Here is a 16480-nt window from a genome sequence, read left to right on the forward strand (position 1 = left end):
AACGTGTCAACCTGTAGTTACCCTAGGTTGCATGTTCATTTCATGCCGCGGGCGAGGCATGTCCCATGAGCCGAAAAATCATTCTGCTGTCCGACGGCACCGGTAACTCCGCCGCAAAAGTCTGGCGCACCAATGTCTGGCGCACCTTCGAGGCGCTGGATCTTTCCGGCAACGACCAGGTCGCGTTCTATGACGACGGCGTCGGCACCTCGTCGTTCAAGCCGATGGCGATCCTTGGCGGCGCATTCGGTCTCGGCCTGCGCCGCAACGTCATCGCGCTCTACAAGTTTGCCTGCCGGAATTATCGCGACACGGACGACGAATTGTTCGGCTTCGGCTTCAGCCGCGGTGCCTTTACGATCCGGATCGTGATGGGGTTGATCGACAGCCAAGGGCTGGTCAAAGCCGATAACGAAGCCGAACTGCATAGTCTCGCGAGTGCGGCCTACCGCGCCTATCGCCGGGATCGCTATCATGACCTGAGGCTGGAAGCACCCTACCAGTGGTTCCGCAACAAGTTCGGTCCGCACTACCCGCCCAAGGAGGTTCGCAGGAACGTCAAGGTCAGGTTCATCGGCGTCTGGGACACGGTTGCCGCCTACGGCATGCCGGTCGACGAAATGACCCGCGGCATTCATAAATATCTCTGGCGGCTCGAGCTGCCGGGCAAGCATCTGTCCGCGAGCGTCGCGCGCGCTTGCCAGGCGCTGGCGCTCGACGAGGAACGCACCACCTTCCACCCGCAGCTCTGGGACGAGACCGCCGGCACCAATGGCGGCGCGGCGGCGGTGGATCCCACAGCAAAGCGCTTCATCAAGGACGAACGTATCAGCCAGGTCTGGTTCGCCGGCGTGCATACCAATGTCGGCGGCGGCTATCCCGACGATGCGCTGGCCCACATCCCCTTCGTCTGGATGATCACCGAGGCGAGGCGCTGCGGGCTCAGATTCAAGTCGGATTATGCGGGCCAGCCGCCGAGCCCCGACCACATGATTGCCGATCCCGATACATTCAAGAACGCGATCTCGAAGCGCGACAAGGACGGACGGCTGTACGATCCGCGCAAGGGCCTTGGCGGATACTATCGCTACGGGCCGCGCAAGCTGGTGCCGGCCTTCTATACGAAGAAGCTGGAAGAAGACGAGGTCGACGTCGTCAGCGCCAAGATTCACGAAAGCGTCTTCCGGCGCATCGAGAACAACGCGCATGGCTACGCGCCGGTCGGCCTGCCGCCATATTACGACGTCGTCAAGGAGGACGGCGAGATCGTCGCGCCCGACAAGTTCAGCATCGCGCCCGCCACGCAACCCTTTGAGACGAGCGCCGCCGCGGCGCAGCGCGCGTTGGCGCAGGAGCATGTCTGGAACTGGGTCTGGCTGCGCCGCATCACCTATTTCGCTACCGTCGGCGCGACGCTGTGGCTGCTCGTCTTTCCGCTCATCAGCAGCGCGCAACGCTACGATGAATATACCAGTCCGATCCGCTGGGTGTCCCACCTCGTACGCTTTGTCGGCGGATTCCTGCCGGACTTTGCGACGACCTGGATCGACGGTTACGCGCGCGCGCCGGGCTGGTTCGCCTTCATCGCTGTCCTGGTCACAGGCCTGCTGGTCCTGTCCTCGAAGATCGCAGGCCGCACGTCGAACCTGATGGCCTCGATCTGGCGGAAGTCGCCGGGAGCGCCGTCAGCGCTCCCTGACAACTGGATCTATGATCTGCGCAGCAGCCCGCTTTACATCCGCATCCAGGACACTTTGAAGCAAAGGATCGCTCCGGGCTTCTTCGCGGCTGTGTTCGTCTATCTCGGATTTGCGCTTGTCAGCCACCTTGCTTACGACGGCTGGGACATGGCCGGATATACCTGCGTGCATCGCGATTCCGATCCGAAACCCGCGGTGCTCGCCGTCAACCAGACCGCGCGCGTCGAATTCGAGACGTCGGATTTGTGCAAGGCGACCGGCATCCTGCTGCAGCATCGCGGCCGCTATTATGTGACTATTCAAGCCGGCGACAAAAACGGCCAAGACAAGCAATGGTTCAATGGCCTTGCCCGCATCGGCACGCCGGTCGGGGGCTTTTCCAGCAAAGAGCGGCCGCAATGGTACGAGCGCGTCTATCTCTGGCTATTGCTGCCGATGCGGCGGGAATTATCCAAGGACTGGTTCCGCATCGTTTTGCGTTTTGGTAACGTCGGCGGCGAAGAAGACTCCTACGAGCCAGATCCCTACGACGACATTATCCAGTTCAACATCACGCCGACGATTGCGCCGAACGGCAAGGAAGAACTGTTCGTCTTCGTCAACGACGCCGTGATCGGCATCCCCGGTCTTTACGATTTGCTCTACCGCAACAACCGCGGCACCGCCGTGCTGACGGTGAAGCGCACGCGGTAGCGCTCTCATCCCGTGGCGATCCTCGCCTTCCGGATCAAGGTGCTTCGACGCCCGGCCACCGTTCGATCCGGCCGCGGCGCTGGCTCGAAACGAATATTGCGGTGCAGCGCGTCCCTTGCAAAAAGCCCGAAACAAAACCGGACGAAGAATATTTCCACTCAATCTAATTTCGTCTGACAGGGTAGCGCAGCCTACGCTTCTCTCCTGCAATGGATGTGCTACCATTTTAGGGTCTATTCCACCTCACCTGACCAAGTTCGCCTCGAACGTTCAAAATAATAACAGGCGCAGCCTCCAAGGCTGCATAGGGAGTGACGCGATGAAATCGGCTTTCCATCGATCTGTTCTTGCGCTCACGGCGATCCTCGTTGTCGCGGGGGCCGGCCAGGCCAACGCGCAACAGAAGCCGCTCAAGAAATACGAATCCGGCACCAAGGAATTCTGGACCAACCCGCCGCCCGACTGGTTTCTCGGCGACGAGACCGAGGCGCAGAGGGGACAGGCGCCGCCGTCCGGCCCGCCGACCGGCGCGACGGACGCCGAACTCGCCAAGCTGATCCCGAAGATCAAATTGCCAGCGGGCTTCAAGATCGAGGTCTACGCCTCGGGCGTGCTTGCGGCGCGGCAGATGGCCTGGGGCGACAAGGGCACGCTGTTCGTCGGCTCGTTCGGCCTCGGCAACGTCTATGCGATCAAGGACAATGGCGGCAAGAAGGAGGTCAAGACCATCCTCAAGGGCCTCAACATGCCCACCGGCCTCGCGTTCCGCGACGGCGCGCTCTACGTCATCGCGGTCGACAAGCTGATCCGCTACGACAACGCCGAAGCCAATATCGACAATCTCGGCGCCGGCAAGGTGGTGTATGACGACATGCCGTCCTACGCCGCGCATGGCTGGAAATACATCGCGGTCGACAAGGAGGGCTGGTTCTATCTGCCGTTCGGACCTCCCTTCAACATCGGCATTCCGCCGACCAGCGTCTCGCAGATCCGTCGCGTCGATCCCAAGACCGGCAATGCGGAAATCTGGGCGCTCGGCGTCCGCAACAGCGTCGGCGGCGACGTCGATCCGCGCACCGGGCGGCTCTGGTTCACGGAAAACGCCCGTGACTGGATCAGTGACGACCTGCCGAGCGACAAGCTCAACATGATCTCGAAGATCGGCGAGCATTTCGGCTATCCCTATTGCCACCAGGGCAATATGCCGGATCCGAAATTCGCGATGGGTCACAAGTGCTCGGAGTTCACACCGCCCGTGCTCAATCTCGGCGCGCATGTGGCGCCGCTCGGCATGAAGTTCTACACCGGCAGCCAATTCCCCGCCGAGTACAAGAACAACATCCTGATCGCCGAACACGGCTCCTGGAACCGGAAAAAGTATCAGGGCGCCCGGATCAAGCGCGTGATCGTCGGTCCCGACGGCAAGAACGCCAAGCAGGAAATCTTTGCTTCCGGTTGGCTCGAAGGCGACCAGGGCTATCTCGGCCGTCCCAACGACATCGTCCTCGACAAGGACGGCTCGATCCTGGTGTCCGACGACTGGGCCGGTGCGATCTATCGCATCAGCTACGCGAAGAAGTAGGGCGGAGATAATAGGGGCTGCGGTTGCTCGGGAACGAGTGGCCGCAGCTTCGCGTTTTGGAATGGAACATGCTCGTCATGCCCGGACTTGATCCGGGCATCCATCAACGCAAAATTTGTTGAAGAGAGATGGATGGCCGGGTCAAGCCCGGCCATGACGACGGGAGAGCCATGATGCGACTTGCGTTTACCGGGATCCTACTAGCAGCAGCGATGATCTGCGGCCCCACCCATGCCGCCGATATCGCCGCCGGCAAGGCGAAGGCCGAATTGTGTGTCGGCTGTCACGGCGAGAACGGCATTTCGCAGATGGAAAACATTCCCTCGCTGGCGGCGCAGCCGGACATGTTCATCCAGTGGCAGTTGGTGTTCTACCGTGCCGGTGCCCGCAAGAACGAGCAGATGCAGCCGATCGTCGATCAGCTCAACAACGAGGACATCCGCAATCTCGGCGCCTATTTCGCGCAGCTCCCGCCGCCGAAGGCGCCGCCCGACGACAAGCCGGATCTGTCGAAGAAGGGCGCGCAGGCGGCCGTGGGCGGGCGTTGCGCGTCTTGCCACCTGCCGGACTACGCCGGCACCAAGGCGGTCGCCCGCGTCGCCGGGCAGCGTCAGGATTATCTCGTCAAGGCGCTGCACGACTACAAATCAGGGGTGCGGTCCGGCGGCGGCATGGCGGCGATGGCGAGTGTCGCCTATTCCCTCAGCGAAGAAGAGATCGAGGCGCTGGCGCATTATCTGGCGCATTTGTAATTGCTGTCGTCCCGGCTCAAGGCCGGGACGACGCCAAAAAAATAGATCCCGCGGCGTGTCGCTACCCCCGCTGCTTTTCATACGCCTTGAGATGGGTGTAGGCGATGCGCAGCTTCGGCACCGGAATTTTCGCGGCGTCGGCGCGGGCGACGAGATCGCCGATGACGTGATCGGCTTCGACCGGAAAGCCTCCCTTGATGTCGCGGAACATCGACGCCGTCATCGGTGAACCTTCGGTGGTCAACAGGCCCCGCGTGCGCTGGAAGAACGGGCCTGTCGGCTCGTGACCTGCGGCCTTTGCGATCGCGCTGGTCTCATCGAGCATGCCGAGCAGGAAATCCCTGCCGCCCGTCACCGCCAGGATGTTCCCCACCGAAGTGCGCATCAGGCAGGTCGATGCCGCCAATGAGGCGAGGAATACCCACTTCTCCCACATGTCCTGCATGATGTGCTCGCTGGCAAGTGCGCCGATATTGCCGCTGGTGAAGATTTCCGAGATCGCACGGACGCGGTCCGACATGGTGCCGTCGCGTTCGCCGAAATTGAGCGACTGCATCGGCGCCAGCTGCACCACCTCGCGCGCCTCATTGAGCGTCGCGGCAATAGCGCAGAGGCCGCCCAGCACGCACTCCGCGCCAAATCTTTCGTCGAGCACGTTCAAGTGCAGCATGCCGTTGAGCAGCGGGATGATCGCCGTATTTGGGCCAACCGCCGGCGCAAAGGATTTTATGGCGTCATCGAGGTCGAACGCTTTGCAGCTCAGCAGCACCACGTCGAATTTTTCCGAGAGCTTGTCGGCCTGCACCGTCGGCGGATTTTTCAGCGTGACGTCGCCGCCAGGGCTCTTGATGACGAGGCCGGCGGAGGCGAGTTCAGAGGCGCGTTTGGGCCGCACCAGAAACGTCACGTCGCGCCCGGCCTGAAGCAGCCTGCCGCCGAAATATCCGCCGATGGCGCCGGCGCCGACCACGAGAATGCGCATTGGTTTAGTCCTGTTGTTGTTGTTCTTGGAGGGCGAATAGTGAGTAGCGAATGGCGAAATGGGGAAGGCCCATTCGCTATTCACCACTCGCCATTCGCCACCTTACCACTTCTCCCCGAACGGACGAATCTCCAACTCGAACGTCCAGGCGCTGCGCGGCTGCTGGTAGAGCTGCCAATAGGACGCCGCGACCGAGGCCGGCGGCATCAGCAAGTCAGGATTATCGAGGGCTTCCTTGCCCCAGAGCTGCTCGCGGCGCTCGCGCACCCAGGCAGTGTCGACGCCGGAATCGATGATCAGATGCGCGACATGGATGTTCTTTGGCCCGAGCTCGCGCGCCATCGATTGCGCCACCGCGCGCAGGCCGAATTTGGCGCTGGCAAAGGCGGCAAAACCGCTGCCGCCGCGCAGGCTCGCGGTCGCGCCCGTGAAGAAGATGTTGCCCTGGCCGCGCGGCAGCATCAGCCGCGCCGATTCCCGGCCCGCCAGGAACCCGGCCCAGCAGGCCATCTCCCAGACCTTTCGAAACACGCGGTCGGTGGTCTCAAGGATCGGGAAATTGACGTTGGCGCCGACATTGAAGATGCAGACCTCCAGCGGCGCGTGCGCGTCGGCGTCGTTGAGGAAGGCGGCGACCTCGTCCTCCTTGCGCGCATCGAGCGAGCGCGCCACGATCGACCCGCCGGCCGATTCGATCTCTTTCTTCAGCGGCTCCAGCTTGGCGCCGTCCCGTCGGCCGGCGAAAACGGTGAAACCTTCGGCGGCGAATTTCTTGGCGATCTCGCCGCCGATGTAGTCGCCGGCGCCGATCACTGCGACGGTGGCGTTTCGTTTTTGCATTGGTGAACTCCACATCTGCCTCTGTGGCGCCGTCATTCCGGGGCGATGCGCAGCATCGAACTACGATGTGCAATTGCACATCTGAGAATCTCGAGATCCCGGGTTCGCTGCGCGCCCCGGGATGACGCTACGCGTCATTTCCCCACAACCATCTCCTCGACTTCGCGCAGCTGTTCCTTGCCGAAGAACATCTCCTTGCCGACAAAGAACGTCGGCGAGCCGAACGCGCCGCGCTCGACCGCGGCTTGCGTGTTCTCGATCAGCTTTGCCTTTACATCCGCGTCCTGTGAGCGGGCCAGTAGCTTGCCTGCATCGAGGCCGGAGGAGGCCAGCGCCTTCGCGGCGACTTCCGGGTCGTCCATTTTCTTCGGCTCGACCCACATGTGATGAAACGCAGCTTCGACATATTTCTCGAACACACCTTCCATTTGCGCCGCGACCGCTGCTCGCATCAGGTTCAGCGTGTTGACGGGAAAAAATGGATTCCAGGTGTAGGGCTTGACGCCAAAGCGCTTGACGAAGCGTTCGGTCTCGATCGCGTGGAACTCGCGCTTGTTCTTGACGCCGGCGAGCGTTTCGGCCGGCGACTTGTTGTTGGTGGCCTTGAAGATGCCGCCGAGCAGCACCGGGACATACTCGAATTTCGTGCCGGTCCGCTTTTCGATCGCCGGGATCGCCTCGTGGCTGAGGAAGGCGTTGGGGCTGCCGAAATCGAACAGGAACTGCGGATTGGAGCTCACGGCATCCTCCTGACGGTTTCTTATATGATTACTATCATCCAAATGAGCCTAGCCGGTCGATGCTGCGAGATCAACAGATAGAGCGGGCTGACGCCGTCAGCCCGCTCCATCGTTTTCGCGAAGTCATGTTCCCTGCGCGGCCTGGTCGCTGTAGGCCAGCTTGACGATGTGGTCGCGCACATCCACCGGCCAATCCGCGATCAGTCCGGCGAAGCGGCGCCGGTCATCGGCGAACAGAGCGCGCGAAGCTTCCTCGAAATTGGCGAGATTGCCGGCCATCGCAGACATGAAGTGGTAGGCCGCATCGCGCGCCGCGCGCAGGCGGTCGCGATCACCGTTGATGCGGCGGGCTTCATCCACCAGCTTGCGCAAGGCCACCGACGCGCCGCCGGGCTGGGTGTTCAGCCATTCCCAGTGCCGTGGCAACAGCGTCACCTCGCGTGCCACCACGCCGAGTTTGGGCCGGCCGCGGCCGCGCGGCTCCGCCGGCCCGAGTTCGGGAGCAGCGGCCTCGGGCTCGGTGCGTGGAAGCCTCGCGACGATTTCGTCCTCGCTGCCGCGCAGGTCCAGATCGAGCGGTCGGCCGCTGCTGTCGCTGAAGATGTGGACCGAGCCGGCCATCCGGCCGGCCCGCTTGATGGCGAGCGCCACCTGGGCAAGGGAGCCGGTAATGAAGCGCCGTTCGCCTTCGAAGGCGGTAAAGCTTTGGGTCATTTTGCGTTTCCGAAACAGCCACATGGGATAAATATACCCGGGTATATTTGGTCTGTCAATATTACCCGGGTATTTTGTTCCTCAGCCCTATAATATGCCGTCCTATTGTCTAGGGCTGGCAAGTCGCAAAACCGGCCAAGGCCTGATACGGGAACATCCGCAATTCCCGGAGGGACAGCCATGCTGACGGTGCACCATCTCAACAATTCCCGCTCGCAGCGCGTGCTGTGGCTGCTCGAAGAGCTCGCCGTGCCCTACGAGATCGTGCGTTATCAGCGCCAGGCCGACATGCGCGCGCCGAAAGAGCTGCGCGCCATTCACCCGCTCGGCAAGTCGCCCGTGATCACCGACAACGGTAACACCATCGCGGAGTCAGGCGCGATCGCCGAGTACATCATAGGCACCTATGGCAACGGCAAGCTGATCCCCGCAACGAATACGCCGGAGCGGCTGCGCTACACCTATTGGCTGCACTATGCGGAGGGCTCCGCGATGTCGCCGCTGCTGCTCAAACTGTTGTTCACGCTGATGCCGAAGCGTGCGCCGGCGTTGCTGCGGCCGCTGGTGCGCAAGGTCTGCAACACGGCGCTGACCACACTGGTCAATCCGCAGCTCAAGCAGCACATGGATTACTGGGAGAGCGAACTGGCGAAAAGCGAATGGTTCGCCGGCAACGAATTCTCCGGCGCCGATATCCAGATGAGCTTTCCGCTCGAAGCCGCCGCGGCGCGCGGCGGGCTGGAGCAGGGACATCCGCAGGCAATGGCGTTCCTCGAGCGCATCCACGCCCGTCCGGCCTATGCCCGCGCGCTGGAAAAGGGCGGGCCGTATGTGGTGGGGAGGTAGCTCCCCCGTCATTGCGAGGAGCAAAGCGACGAAGCAATCCATCGGTCCGCTATGCCGCACTTGCTTCGCTTCGCTCGCAATGACGCCTCACGGCCCTACCGCCGCGATCACTTCCTTCACCAACCTGGCGAGCCCTTTGATGTCGCCTTCCGGATCGACGCTGTCGCCGAGACGCACGACGACGAGACGCTGTGACGGCATGATCACGATGCGCTGGCCGAGATCGCCGGCTGCAAAGAACGCGTCGCGGGGGATACCGAGCCGCACGCGCTCCTTGGCGCGTTCATGCTCGCTGCGGTTGGTCAAAAAGCCGGCGCCATAGTCGGTGTCGAGCGTGGCGGCGGCGGAGAAATCCACCCAGTCCTCGTGCAGCAGGCGTTTGCCGCCGACAACGCCGTCATTGACAAACAGCAGTCCGAACCGCGCCCAGTCCCGCGCGCTCGCCAGCATGTTGGTCGATCCCTGCAGCGTGCCCGTCGCGTCGAATTCGAGCGTGACGTTGCGCATGCCGAGAGGATTGAACAGTTCGCGCCACGCAAACGCCAGGCTCTGCTCCGGTCCGCCGACGGCATCGCGAATGATCCGCGCCAACAATTGCGTGGTCGGGCTGGAATAGGCCCACCGCGTGCCCGGCGGCGCGACAAGCGTAGCGTTGACTGCGAAGCCGGCCATGTCGTCGGTCAGATAGACCATCTGGCCGAAGCTGCTGGCCTCATCGAGTGCCAGCCCGGTGGTCATGCGCAGCAACTGCTCGACCTCGATCTCGCGCCTGAGATCGCCGCGCCATTCCGGTATCGGCGCGGGCATCGATGGCGTGACAAGGCCTTGCTGGGTCAGCACGCCGATCAAGGCATTGGTCACCGACTTGGTCATGGAAAAGCCGGGCAGCGGCGTGTTGACGCCGATGCCGCTGGCGTAGCGCTCGGCGATCACCCTGCCGTCATGCACCACGACGACAGCCTTGGTGCGCCGGAACGGCGGCTCGGCTGGCTCCTCGAAGGCGTGATCGAGCGCGGCCTTCAATGCCGGATTGGACGGCGCCACGACATCGGGGCCGGCAATCTCGCCCAGCAGCGGCGGGGATTTCGGTACCTTCAATGCGTCGATGTCGCTCCTGAGGATGTACGGCTCCTTCGTTCCGTGCCGCAGCACGCAGCCGAGCCCTTCATGATAGATAGCGCGGCTGCCGAACATCCATGCCGCCGACGCATCGACACTCATCGCCGCGTGATCAACGTGGAATCGCAGCGCCGTGCGCAGGCGGCGCAGTCCGGGACGCTCGATGGTTTCCGAAAACACGGTTTGCGGATCGAGGCCGGAGACGAAGGTCTTGGCGCAGACATTGTGCGCGACCAAGCCGGTGGCGATGCGGATCGTGCGATCGGGGCGGTAGATGATGCAGGCCGTCGCCGACACGGTCAGCAGCAACGCGACAGCGGTCCAACTTCGCCAGCCCACACGTCTCTCCGCTATCAGTCCGTTCCCAGCGCTACGGCTTCGCGGCGGCGACCGAGGGCAGCGCCTGCACGGTGACGCCGGGCGGCGGGACGTCATCATCAGGGACGAAGAAGTCCGGCATCAGGGCTACAGATTTGTCGACGCGGTAAGGTTCGAAATCGCGCACGCCACTGGCATAGAGCACCTTGTCGTCGATGCAGAACCGCCCGGTGAATTCGCGGGACGGCTTGGTGAAGATGACGTAAGCAGCGTCGCCCATGATTTCAGGCGTGCGGCTGGCGCGCATCATGGCGTCGCCGCCGAGGAGATTGCCGACCGCGGCGGTCGCGATCGTGGTGCGCGGCCACAGCGCGTTGACGGCGACGCCTGCCGATCTCAGTTCACCTGACAGCCCGAGCACGCACATGCTCATGCCGAACTTGGCCATCGTATAGGCGGTGGAATGCTCGAACCATTTCGTCTTCATGTCGAGCGGCGGCGACAGCATCAGGATGTGCGGGTTTTCGGCCTTCTTCAGATGCGGGATGCAATATTTCGACACCAGGAAGGTGCCTCGCGTATTGATGCCCATCATCAAGTCGAACCGTTTCATGTCGGTCATCTGCGAATTGGTCAGGCTGATGGCGCTGGCATTGTTGACGCAGATGTCGATGCCGCCGAACTCGGCCACGGCCTTGTCAATCGCCGCGATCACCTGCGCCTCGTCGCGGATGTCGCACAGCACCGGCAGCGCCTTGCCGCCGGCGGCGCGCACCTCGTCGGCGGCGGTGTAGATGGTGCCCTTGAGCTTTGGGTGCGGCTCGGCGGTCTTGGCCGCGATCGCGACATTGGCGCCGTCACGCGCGGCGCGCAGCGCTATCGCCAGCCCAATGCCGCGGCTGCCACCGGATACGAACAGCGTCTTGCCTTTGAGGGATGTCATGGGAGGACTCCAGGTTAGGGACGCACAAATGGCTATGCTCCCTCCCCCCTTGCGGGGGAGGGTCGGGGAGAGGGGTGGCGTCATCGGGACCGCTCGTGTGAACCCCTCTCCCTAACCCTCCCCCGCAAGGGGGGAGGGAACACACCTTTGTTCACGGCGACACTTCAGAAAAACAATCCTACGCCGATGATGCGATCAGGCAAATCGGCGGCTTTACGTCACTGCCCCGCCGCCTCTGCACCACGCGTACGCGGATCGGGAGCGCCGAGCAGGCCGGTGGGCGTAACAGCGATCGAATTGGCCGAGGTCTGGCCGAGCGGCACGATCACCTGATGCCCTTTGGCCTTCAGCGCATCGAGCGTCTCCTGCGGAAAGCCGCGTTCTGCGCGCACTTCGTCGGGCATCCACTGATGATGCACGCGTGGCGCGGCGACGGCAGCCGCAACATCCATCTTGTAGTCCAGCGCGTTCACGACGACCTGCAGCACCGCCGAAATGATCCGGCTGCCGCCGGGCGTTCCCGTCACCAGCACCGGCTTGCCGTCCTTCAGCACGATGGTCGGCGACATCGACGAGAGCGGCCGCTTGCCGGGGCCGGGCAGATTGGCCTCAAAACCCACCAGCCCGAAGGCGTTGGAGGCGCCGGGCGCGGCGGTGAAATCGTCGAGTTCGTTGTTGAGCAGCACGCCGGTGCCGTCGGCGACCAGGCCGACGCCATAGGGGAAGTTCAGGGTGTAGGTGTTGCTGACGGCGTTGCCACTGGAGTCGACAACCGAATAATGCGTGGTGTTGCTGCCCTCGCGTTGCGGGGTAATCTTCAAGACATCGGCCGACGGCGTTGCGCGTTCCGGATCGATGCTGGCGCGTTGCCTCGCCGCATAATCCTTGGCAAGCAGGACCTGCATCGGTGCGTTGACGAAATCGGGATCGCCGAGATAGCGGGCGCGGTCGGCATAGGCGCGCTTCATCGCCTCGATCATGACATGCAGCGAGGGCGCCGAGCCCTGCTTCATGTCGGACATCGGAAAGCCTTCGAGGATGTTCAGCGTTTCCAGCAACACCGTGCCGCCCGACGACGGCAGCGGCATCGAGACGATGTCGTAGCCGCGGTAATTGCCGCGCACCGGCGCGCGGAGCAGCGCCTGATATGATCTCAGATCGTCCGGCGTCATGATGCCGCCGGCACTGCTCACCGCCTTCGCCAGTTTTTCGGCAACCGGTCCTTCATAGAAGCCGCGCGGGCCCTGTTCGGCGATCGCGGTCAGCGTGGCCGCCAGATCAGGCTGGATCAGCCGGTCGCCGTCGCGCAGCTGCTCACCATCGGCACGCGAGAAAGGTTTTGCGGAATTCGGCCAGCGCGCCATCCGGCGATACATGTCGGAGAGGGTATCGGCCATGTCGTCGGCGACGATAAAACCGTCGCGGGCCAGTTCGATCGATGGCTGGATGGTCTGTGCGAGGGTGAATTTGCCGGAGCCGTATTTTTCCAGCGCCAGCGCCAGGCCCGCCACGGTGCCGGGCACGCCGATGCCGAGCGCCGAATTGCGCGATTTGTCGGTGTCGGGTTTGCCGTCGGCGCCGAGATACATGTCGCGCGTGGCGGCTGCTGGCGCGGTCTCGCGATAATCGATCGCGACGGCTTCGTTGCGCTCGGCGGAATGAATCACCATGAAGCCGCCGCCGCCGATATTGCCGGCGCGCGGGTAGGTCACCGCCAGCGCAAAGCCGGTCGCGACCGCGGCGTCGACCGCATTGCCGCCCTGCCGCAAAATGTCGGCGCCGATGCGGGCCGCGAGTTTTTCCTGCGCCACTACCATGCCCTGCTGGGCGGATACGGCGCGAACCGTGGCAAGGTCCGGCGGTGTATAGAGGCGGCGTTGCTCCTGCGCATACGCCGCTGTGCTGCATGCAACAACGAGCGTGATGGTCGCCAGCGCGCTACGCCACTTATTCGTGCAGAAAATCATCCAAAATCCGCCGCAGTTGGAGCCGGTGTAATGCCTGGCAATCGCACACGCATGATAATCGCATGCTATATGGGTTCGAATTCCACGGGCAAAACGCCTTGTCGTGATCGATGAAGGAAATTCCTGGGCATGACGGTGATTTCTCCGCAGGCATCTGGCGCTGATATTCCAGGAAAATATCCGCCCCGCGCCGCCGTCGTCAGCTGGATCTTCTTCGATTGGGCAGCCCAGCCCTATTTCACGCTGATCACCACCTTCGTGTTCGCGCCGTATTTCGCGGGCTTCGTCGCGCCGGATCCGGCGACCGGGCAGGCGCTGTGGGGGTTTGCCACCGCGGCCGCGGGGCTGTTGATTGCGCTGATGTCGCCGATCCTGGGCGCGATTGCCGATGCCAGCGGCCGCCGCAAGCCGTGGATCGCGGGATTCGGCTTGCTGCTGGTGATCGGATCGAGCCTGATGTGGTTCGGAAAGCCCGGCGATCCCAGCATTATCCCGACACTGCTGCTGTGTTATGCGATCGCAAGTGTCGGCGTCGAATTCGCCACCGTGTTCAACAACGCGATGATGCCCACGCTGGTGCCGCCGGACAAGATCGGACGGCTGTCCGGCACCGGCTGGGCCACCGGCTATGTCGGCGGCATCCTCAGCCTGATCCTGGTGCTCGGTTTTCTCGCCGCCAATCCGCAGACCGGACGCACGCTGTTCGGCTTCATGCCGCTGTTCGGCCTCGACCCGGTGACGCATGCGGGCGACCGCATCACCGGACCGTTGACGGCGCTATGGTTCATGCTGTTCACGCTGCCGATGTTTTTGCTGACGCCGGATTATCCGGCGAAGCTGCCGGTGCGCGCGGCGTTGCGCGAAGGTTTGAGCGAGCTGAAGCAGACGCTGCGCGAACTGCCGAAGCAGAAGTCGCTGGCGACTTTCCTGCTTGCCAACATGATCTATACCGACGGGTTGGTGTCGCTGTTTGCCTTCGGCGGCATTTATGCAGCCGGCACGTTCGGCTGGCACACGATCCAGATCGGCACCTTCGGCATTGTAGCTGCCATCGCGGGCGTGTTCGGGGCCTGGCTCGGCGGCAAGCTCGACGACCGCGTGGGGCCGAAGCGCGTCATCGCGATCAGCCTCCTGGTGCTGCTGCTGGCGCTCGCCGCCATACTGCTGGTCGACAAGGATTCGATTCTGTTCGTGAAGGTGGACCCGCCCGTCCCCGGCGGACCATTATTCGCCGGGGCTGCCGAGCGCGCCTATCTCATCCTCGGATGTCTGATCGGCGGTGCTGGCGGTCCGCTGCAGGCGGCGTCGCGCACGCTGCTGATTCGCCTCGCGCCGCAAGATCGCATCGCGCAATGTTTCGGGCTGTTCGCGTTGACCGGAAAGGTCACCTCGTTCGTCGGACCGCTGCTGATCGGGATCGTCACGGCGGTGACCGCGAGTCAGAAAGCGGGGATGGCGCTGCTGGTGGTGTTTTTTGTTGTTGGGCTGGCGCTGTTGTGGCGGGTGAGGGAGAGGTGAGGTTGCCGCGCTCTCTCAACACGTCGTCCCGGCCTTGAGCTCAGATGCGCAATTGCGCATCTGAGCTCAAGGCCGGGGCGACAGTAATCAATGCCGGAAATGCCGCACGCCGGTGAACACCATGGCGATGCCGTGGTCGTCGGCGGCCTTGATCACCTCGTCGTCGCGCATCGAGCCGCCGGGCTGGATCACAGCGGTGGCGCCGGCTTCGATGCAGGCCAGCATGCCGTCGGCAAACGGGAAGAACGCGTCTGACGCGACCACCGAGCCTTTGGTCAGCGGTTCGGCGAGCTTCAGTTCAGCCGCGGCATCGAGCGCCTTGCGGGCGGCGATGCGGGCGGAATCGACCCGGCTCATCTGGCCGGCGCCGATGCCGACGGTGGCAAGATCCCTGGCGTAAATAATCGTGTTGGATTTGACGTGCTTGGCGACACGGAAGGCGAATTTGAGATCGCGCAGTTCGGCGTCCGTGGGTGCGCGCCTTGTCGCGACCTTCAGCGCCATGTCTTCGATCACGGCGTTGTCGCGGCTTTGAACCAACAGACCGCCGGACACGGTCTTAGCGGTGAGGCCCGGCTTGCGCGGATCGGGCAGGCCGCCGACCAGCAGCAGCCGCAGATTCTTCTTTGCGGCGACGACGGCGATGGCTTCTTCCGTGGCATCGGGTGCGATGATGACCTCGGTGAAGATTTCGGTGATGGCGCGCGCGGCGTCTGCGTCGAGCGTGCGGTTGACCGCGACGATGCCGCCGAACGCCGACGTCGAATCGCAGGCCAGCGCCTTCTTGTAGGCGCCAAGCAGATCGCTGCCTTCGGCAACGCCGCAGGGATTGGCGTGCTTGACGATGACACAGGCCGCGGTGCGGGCCGGGTCGAACTCGGCGACGCATTCATAGGCCGCATCGGTGTCGTTGATGTTGTTGTACGACAGTTCCTTGCCCTGGAGCTGGCGCAAGGTCGAAACGCCTGGCCGCTTGTCGGGCGTGGCGTAGAACGCCGCGATCTGATGCGGGTTCTCGCCGTAGCGCAAGGACTGGATCAGTTTGCCGCCGAAGGCGCGGAAGTCAGGCGCGTCGTCTTTCAATTGAAGCGCAAACCAGTTCGAGATCGCGGCGTCATAGGCGGCGGTGCGGGCGTAGGCTTTTGCCGCGAGGCGGCGGCGCAGTGTCAGCGAGGTCGCGCCGTTGTTGGCGGCGAGCTCGTCGAGCACGGATTGATAGTCGCGGGCTTCGACGACGACGGCGACGTCGTCATGGTTCTTCGCCGCGGCGCGGATCATCGCCGGGCCGCCGATGTCGATGTTCTCGATGCAGTCCTCGTAAGCGGCGCCTTTGTCGACGGTCGCCTCGAACGGATAGAGGTTGACCACCAGCAGATCGATCGGCGCGATGCCGTGCGCCTGCATCGCATCCGTGTGTTCCTTGTTGTCGCGGATCGCGAGCAGGCCGCCATGCACCTTCGGATGCAGCGTCTTGACCCGGCCGTCCATCATTTCGGGGAAACCGGTGAGGTCGGACACATCGCTGACCTTCAGCCCCGCGGCCGCGATCGCCTTCGCGGTGCCGCCGGTAGAGACGAGATCGACGCCGTGGCCGGCCAACGCGCGGGCGAATTCGATCAGGCCCGTTTTGTCGGACACGGACAACAGAGCGCGGGTGACGCGGCGGGGATGGTCAGTCATGGCAGGTTTCCTGGCAGGTTCGCCAGCCGGTAGCATGGTTTTGCCGGTCATGAAACCGCGGCCGATGCCGGAATTCGGGAAAATAC

Annotated in this window: 13 protein-coding genes; 5 read left to right on the forward strand and 8 right to left on the reverse strand. The window is 63.4% G+C overall.

All coding sequences use genetic code 11. The features are described from left to right. Positions 1-65 precede the first annotated feature (65 nt). The 3 genes from JQ574_RS09265 to JQ574_RS09275 all read left to right on the forward strand — a co-directional run bounded on the left by JQ574_RS09265 (position 66) and on the right by JQ574_RS09275 (position 4727). Positions 66-2393, forward strand: a complete 2328-nt coding sequence (locus JQ574_RS09265) for a DUF2235 domain-containing protein (RefSeq protein WP_212210272.1) — start codon at positions 66-68, stop codon at positions 2391-2393. Between the two features lie 319 nt (positions 2394-2712). Beyond that, complete coding sequence (locus tag JQ574_RS09270) at positions 2713-3975, forward strand: sorbosone dehydrogenase family protein (protein ID WP_212210273.1); 1263 nt, start codon at positions 2713-2715, stop codon at positions 3973-3975. Positions 3976-4148: 173 nt separating this feature from the next. Then, entirely contained in the window at positions 4149-4727 is a 579-nt protein-coding gene (locus JQ574_RS09275; RefSeq protein WP_249119234.1) for a c-type cytochrome, read from the forward strand. A gap of 61 nt (positions 4728-4788) precedes the next feature. Here JQ574_RS09275 and panE read toward each other — a convergent pair whose 3' ends face one another. The 4 genes from panE to JQ574_RS09295 all read right to left on the reverse strand — a co-directional run bounded on the left by panE (position 4789) and on the right by JQ574_RS09295 (position 8003). After that, positions 4789-5709 carry a 2-dehydropantoate 2-reductase gene (gene panE / locus JQ574_RS09280; RefSeq protein ID WP_212210275.1) on the reverse strand — a complete coding sequence of 307 codons (921 nt, stop codon included), beginning with the start codon at positions 5707-5709 and terminating at the stop codon, positions 4789-4791. Positions 5710-5811: 102 nt separating this feature from the next. Further along, entirely contained in the window at positions 5812-6549 is a 738-nt protein-coding gene (locus JQ574_RS09285) for an SDR family oxidoreductase (RefSeq protein ID WP_212210276.1), read from the reverse strand. A gap of 134 nt (positions 6550-6683) precedes the next feature. Continuing rightward, complete coding sequence (locus tag JQ574_RS09290) at positions 6684-7289, reverse strand: 2-hydroxychromene-2-carboxylate isomerase (RefSeq protein ID WP_212210277.1); 606 nt, start codon at positions 7287-7289, stop codon at positions 6684-6686. A 123-nt stretch (positions 7290-7412) separates the two neighbouring features. Further along, entirely contained in the window at positions 7413-8003 is a 591-nt protein-coding gene (locus JQ574_RS09295; protein ID WP_212210278.1) for a DUF2239 family protein, read from the reverse strand. A gap of 180 nt (positions 8004-8183) precedes the next feature. Here JQ574_RS09295 and JQ574_RS09300 point away from each other — a divergent pair, with 180 nt between their 5' ends. Beyond that, a complete protein-coding gene (locus tag JQ574_RS09300; protein ID WP_212210279.1) occupies positions 8184-8849 on the forward strand; it encodes a glutathione S-transferase family protein in 666 nt (221 codons plus the stop codon). A gap of 87 nt (positions 8850-8936) precedes the next feature. Here JQ574_RS09300 and JQ574_RS09305 read toward each other — a convergent pair whose 3' ends face one another. The 3 genes from JQ574_RS09305 to ggt form a co-directional block, all read right to left on the reverse strand. After that, entirely contained in the window at positions 8937-10307 is a 1371-nt protein-coding gene (locus tag JQ574_RS09305; RefSeq protein WP_312014731.1) for a serine hydrolase, read from the reverse strand. Between the two features lie 31 nt (positions 10308-10338). Further along, positions 10339-11229 carry an NAD(P)-dependent oxidoreductase gene (locus JQ574_RS09310; protein ID WP_212210280.1) on the reverse strand — a complete coding sequence of 297 codons (891 nt, stop codon included), beginning with the start codon at positions 11227-11229 and terminating at the stop codon, positions 10339-10341. Between the two features lie 218 nt (positions 11230-11447). Further along, on the reverse strand, positions 11448-13196 hold the full coding sequence (gene ggt, locus JQ574_RS09315; protein ID WP_212210281.1) for a gamma-glutamyltransferase: 1749 nt from the start codon (positions 13194-13196) through the stop codon (positions 11448-11450). Positions 13197-13325: 129 nt separating this feature from the next. On the opposite strand from ggt, the gene JQ574_RS09320 reads away from it, so the two are divergent. After that, the gene (locus JQ574_RS09320) at positions 13326-14714 is read left to right on the forward strand and encodes an MFS transporter (protein ID WP_212210282.1); all 1389 of its coding nucleotides are present in this window, start codon (positions 13326-13328) and stop codon (positions 14712-14714) included. 87 nt (positions 14715-14801) lie between these two features. On the opposite strand, the gene purH is transcribed toward JQ574_RS09320, so the two are convergent. Beyond that, complete coding sequence (gene purH, locus JQ574_RS09325) at positions 14802-16394, reverse strand: bifunctional phosphoribosylaminoimidazolecarboxamide formyltransferase/IMP cyclohydrolase (protein WP_212210283.1); 1593 nt, start codon at positions 16392-16394, stop codon at positions 14802-14804. Positions 16395-16480: the final 86 nt, after the last annotated feature.

The sequence above is a fragment of the Bradyrhizobium sp. AUGA SZCCT0158 genome (assembly GCF_018130065.1).
Classification (GTDB): Bacteria; Pseudomonadota; Alphaproteobacteria; order Rhizobiales; family Xanthobacteraceae; genus Bradyrhizobium.

What these genes read in the sequence shown, in the direction of transcription:
- ggt (WP_212210281.1), bottom strand. Translation starts at nt 13,196, where the DNA reads ATGATTTTCTGCACGAATAAGTGGCGTAGCGCGCTGGCGACCATCACG.
- JQ574_RS09320 (WP_212210282.1), top strand. Translation starts at nt 13,326, where the DNA reads ATGACGGTGATTTCTCCGCAGGCATCTGGCGCTGATATTCCAGGAAAA.
- JQ574_RS09310 (WP_212210280.1), bottom strand. Translation starts at nt 11,229, where the DNA reads ATGACATCCCTCAAAGGCAAGACGCTGTTCGTATCCGGTGGCAGCCGC.
- purH (WP_212210283.1), bottom strand. Translation starts at nt 16,394, where the DNA reads ATGACTGACCATCCCCGCCGCGTCACCCGCGCTCTGTTGTCCGTGTCC.
- JQ574_RS09265 (WP_212210272.1), top strand. Translation starts at nt 66, where the DNA reads ATGAGCCGAAAAATCATTCTGCTGTCCGACGGCACCGGTAACTCCGCC.
- JQ574_RS09275 (WP_249119234.1), top strand. Translation starts at nt 4,149, where the DNA reads ATGCGACTTGCGTTTACCGGGATCCTACTAGCAGCAGCGATGATCTGC.
- JQ574_RS09270 (WP_212210273.1), top strand. Translation starts at nt 2,713, where the DNA reads ATGAAATCGGCTTTCCATCGATCTGTTCTTGCGCTCACGGCGATCCTC.
- panE (WP_212210275.1), bottom strand. Translation starts at nt 5,709, where the DNA reads ATGCGCATTCTCGTGGTCGGCGCCGGCGCCATCGGCGGATATTTCGGC.
- JQ574_RS09300 (WP_212210279.1), top strand. Translation starts at nt 8,184, where the DNA reads ATGCTGACGGTGCACCATCTCAACAATTCCCGCTCGCAGCGCGTGCTG.
- JQ574_RS09295 (WP_212210278.1), bottom strand. Translation starts at nt 8,003, where the DNA reads ATGACCCAAAGCTTTACCGCCTTCGAAGGCGAACGGCGCTTCATTACC.
- JQ574_RS09285 (WP_212210276.1), bottom strand. Translation starts at nt 6,549, where the DNA reads ATGCAAAAACGAAACGCCACCGTCGCAGTGATCGGCGCCGGCGACTAC.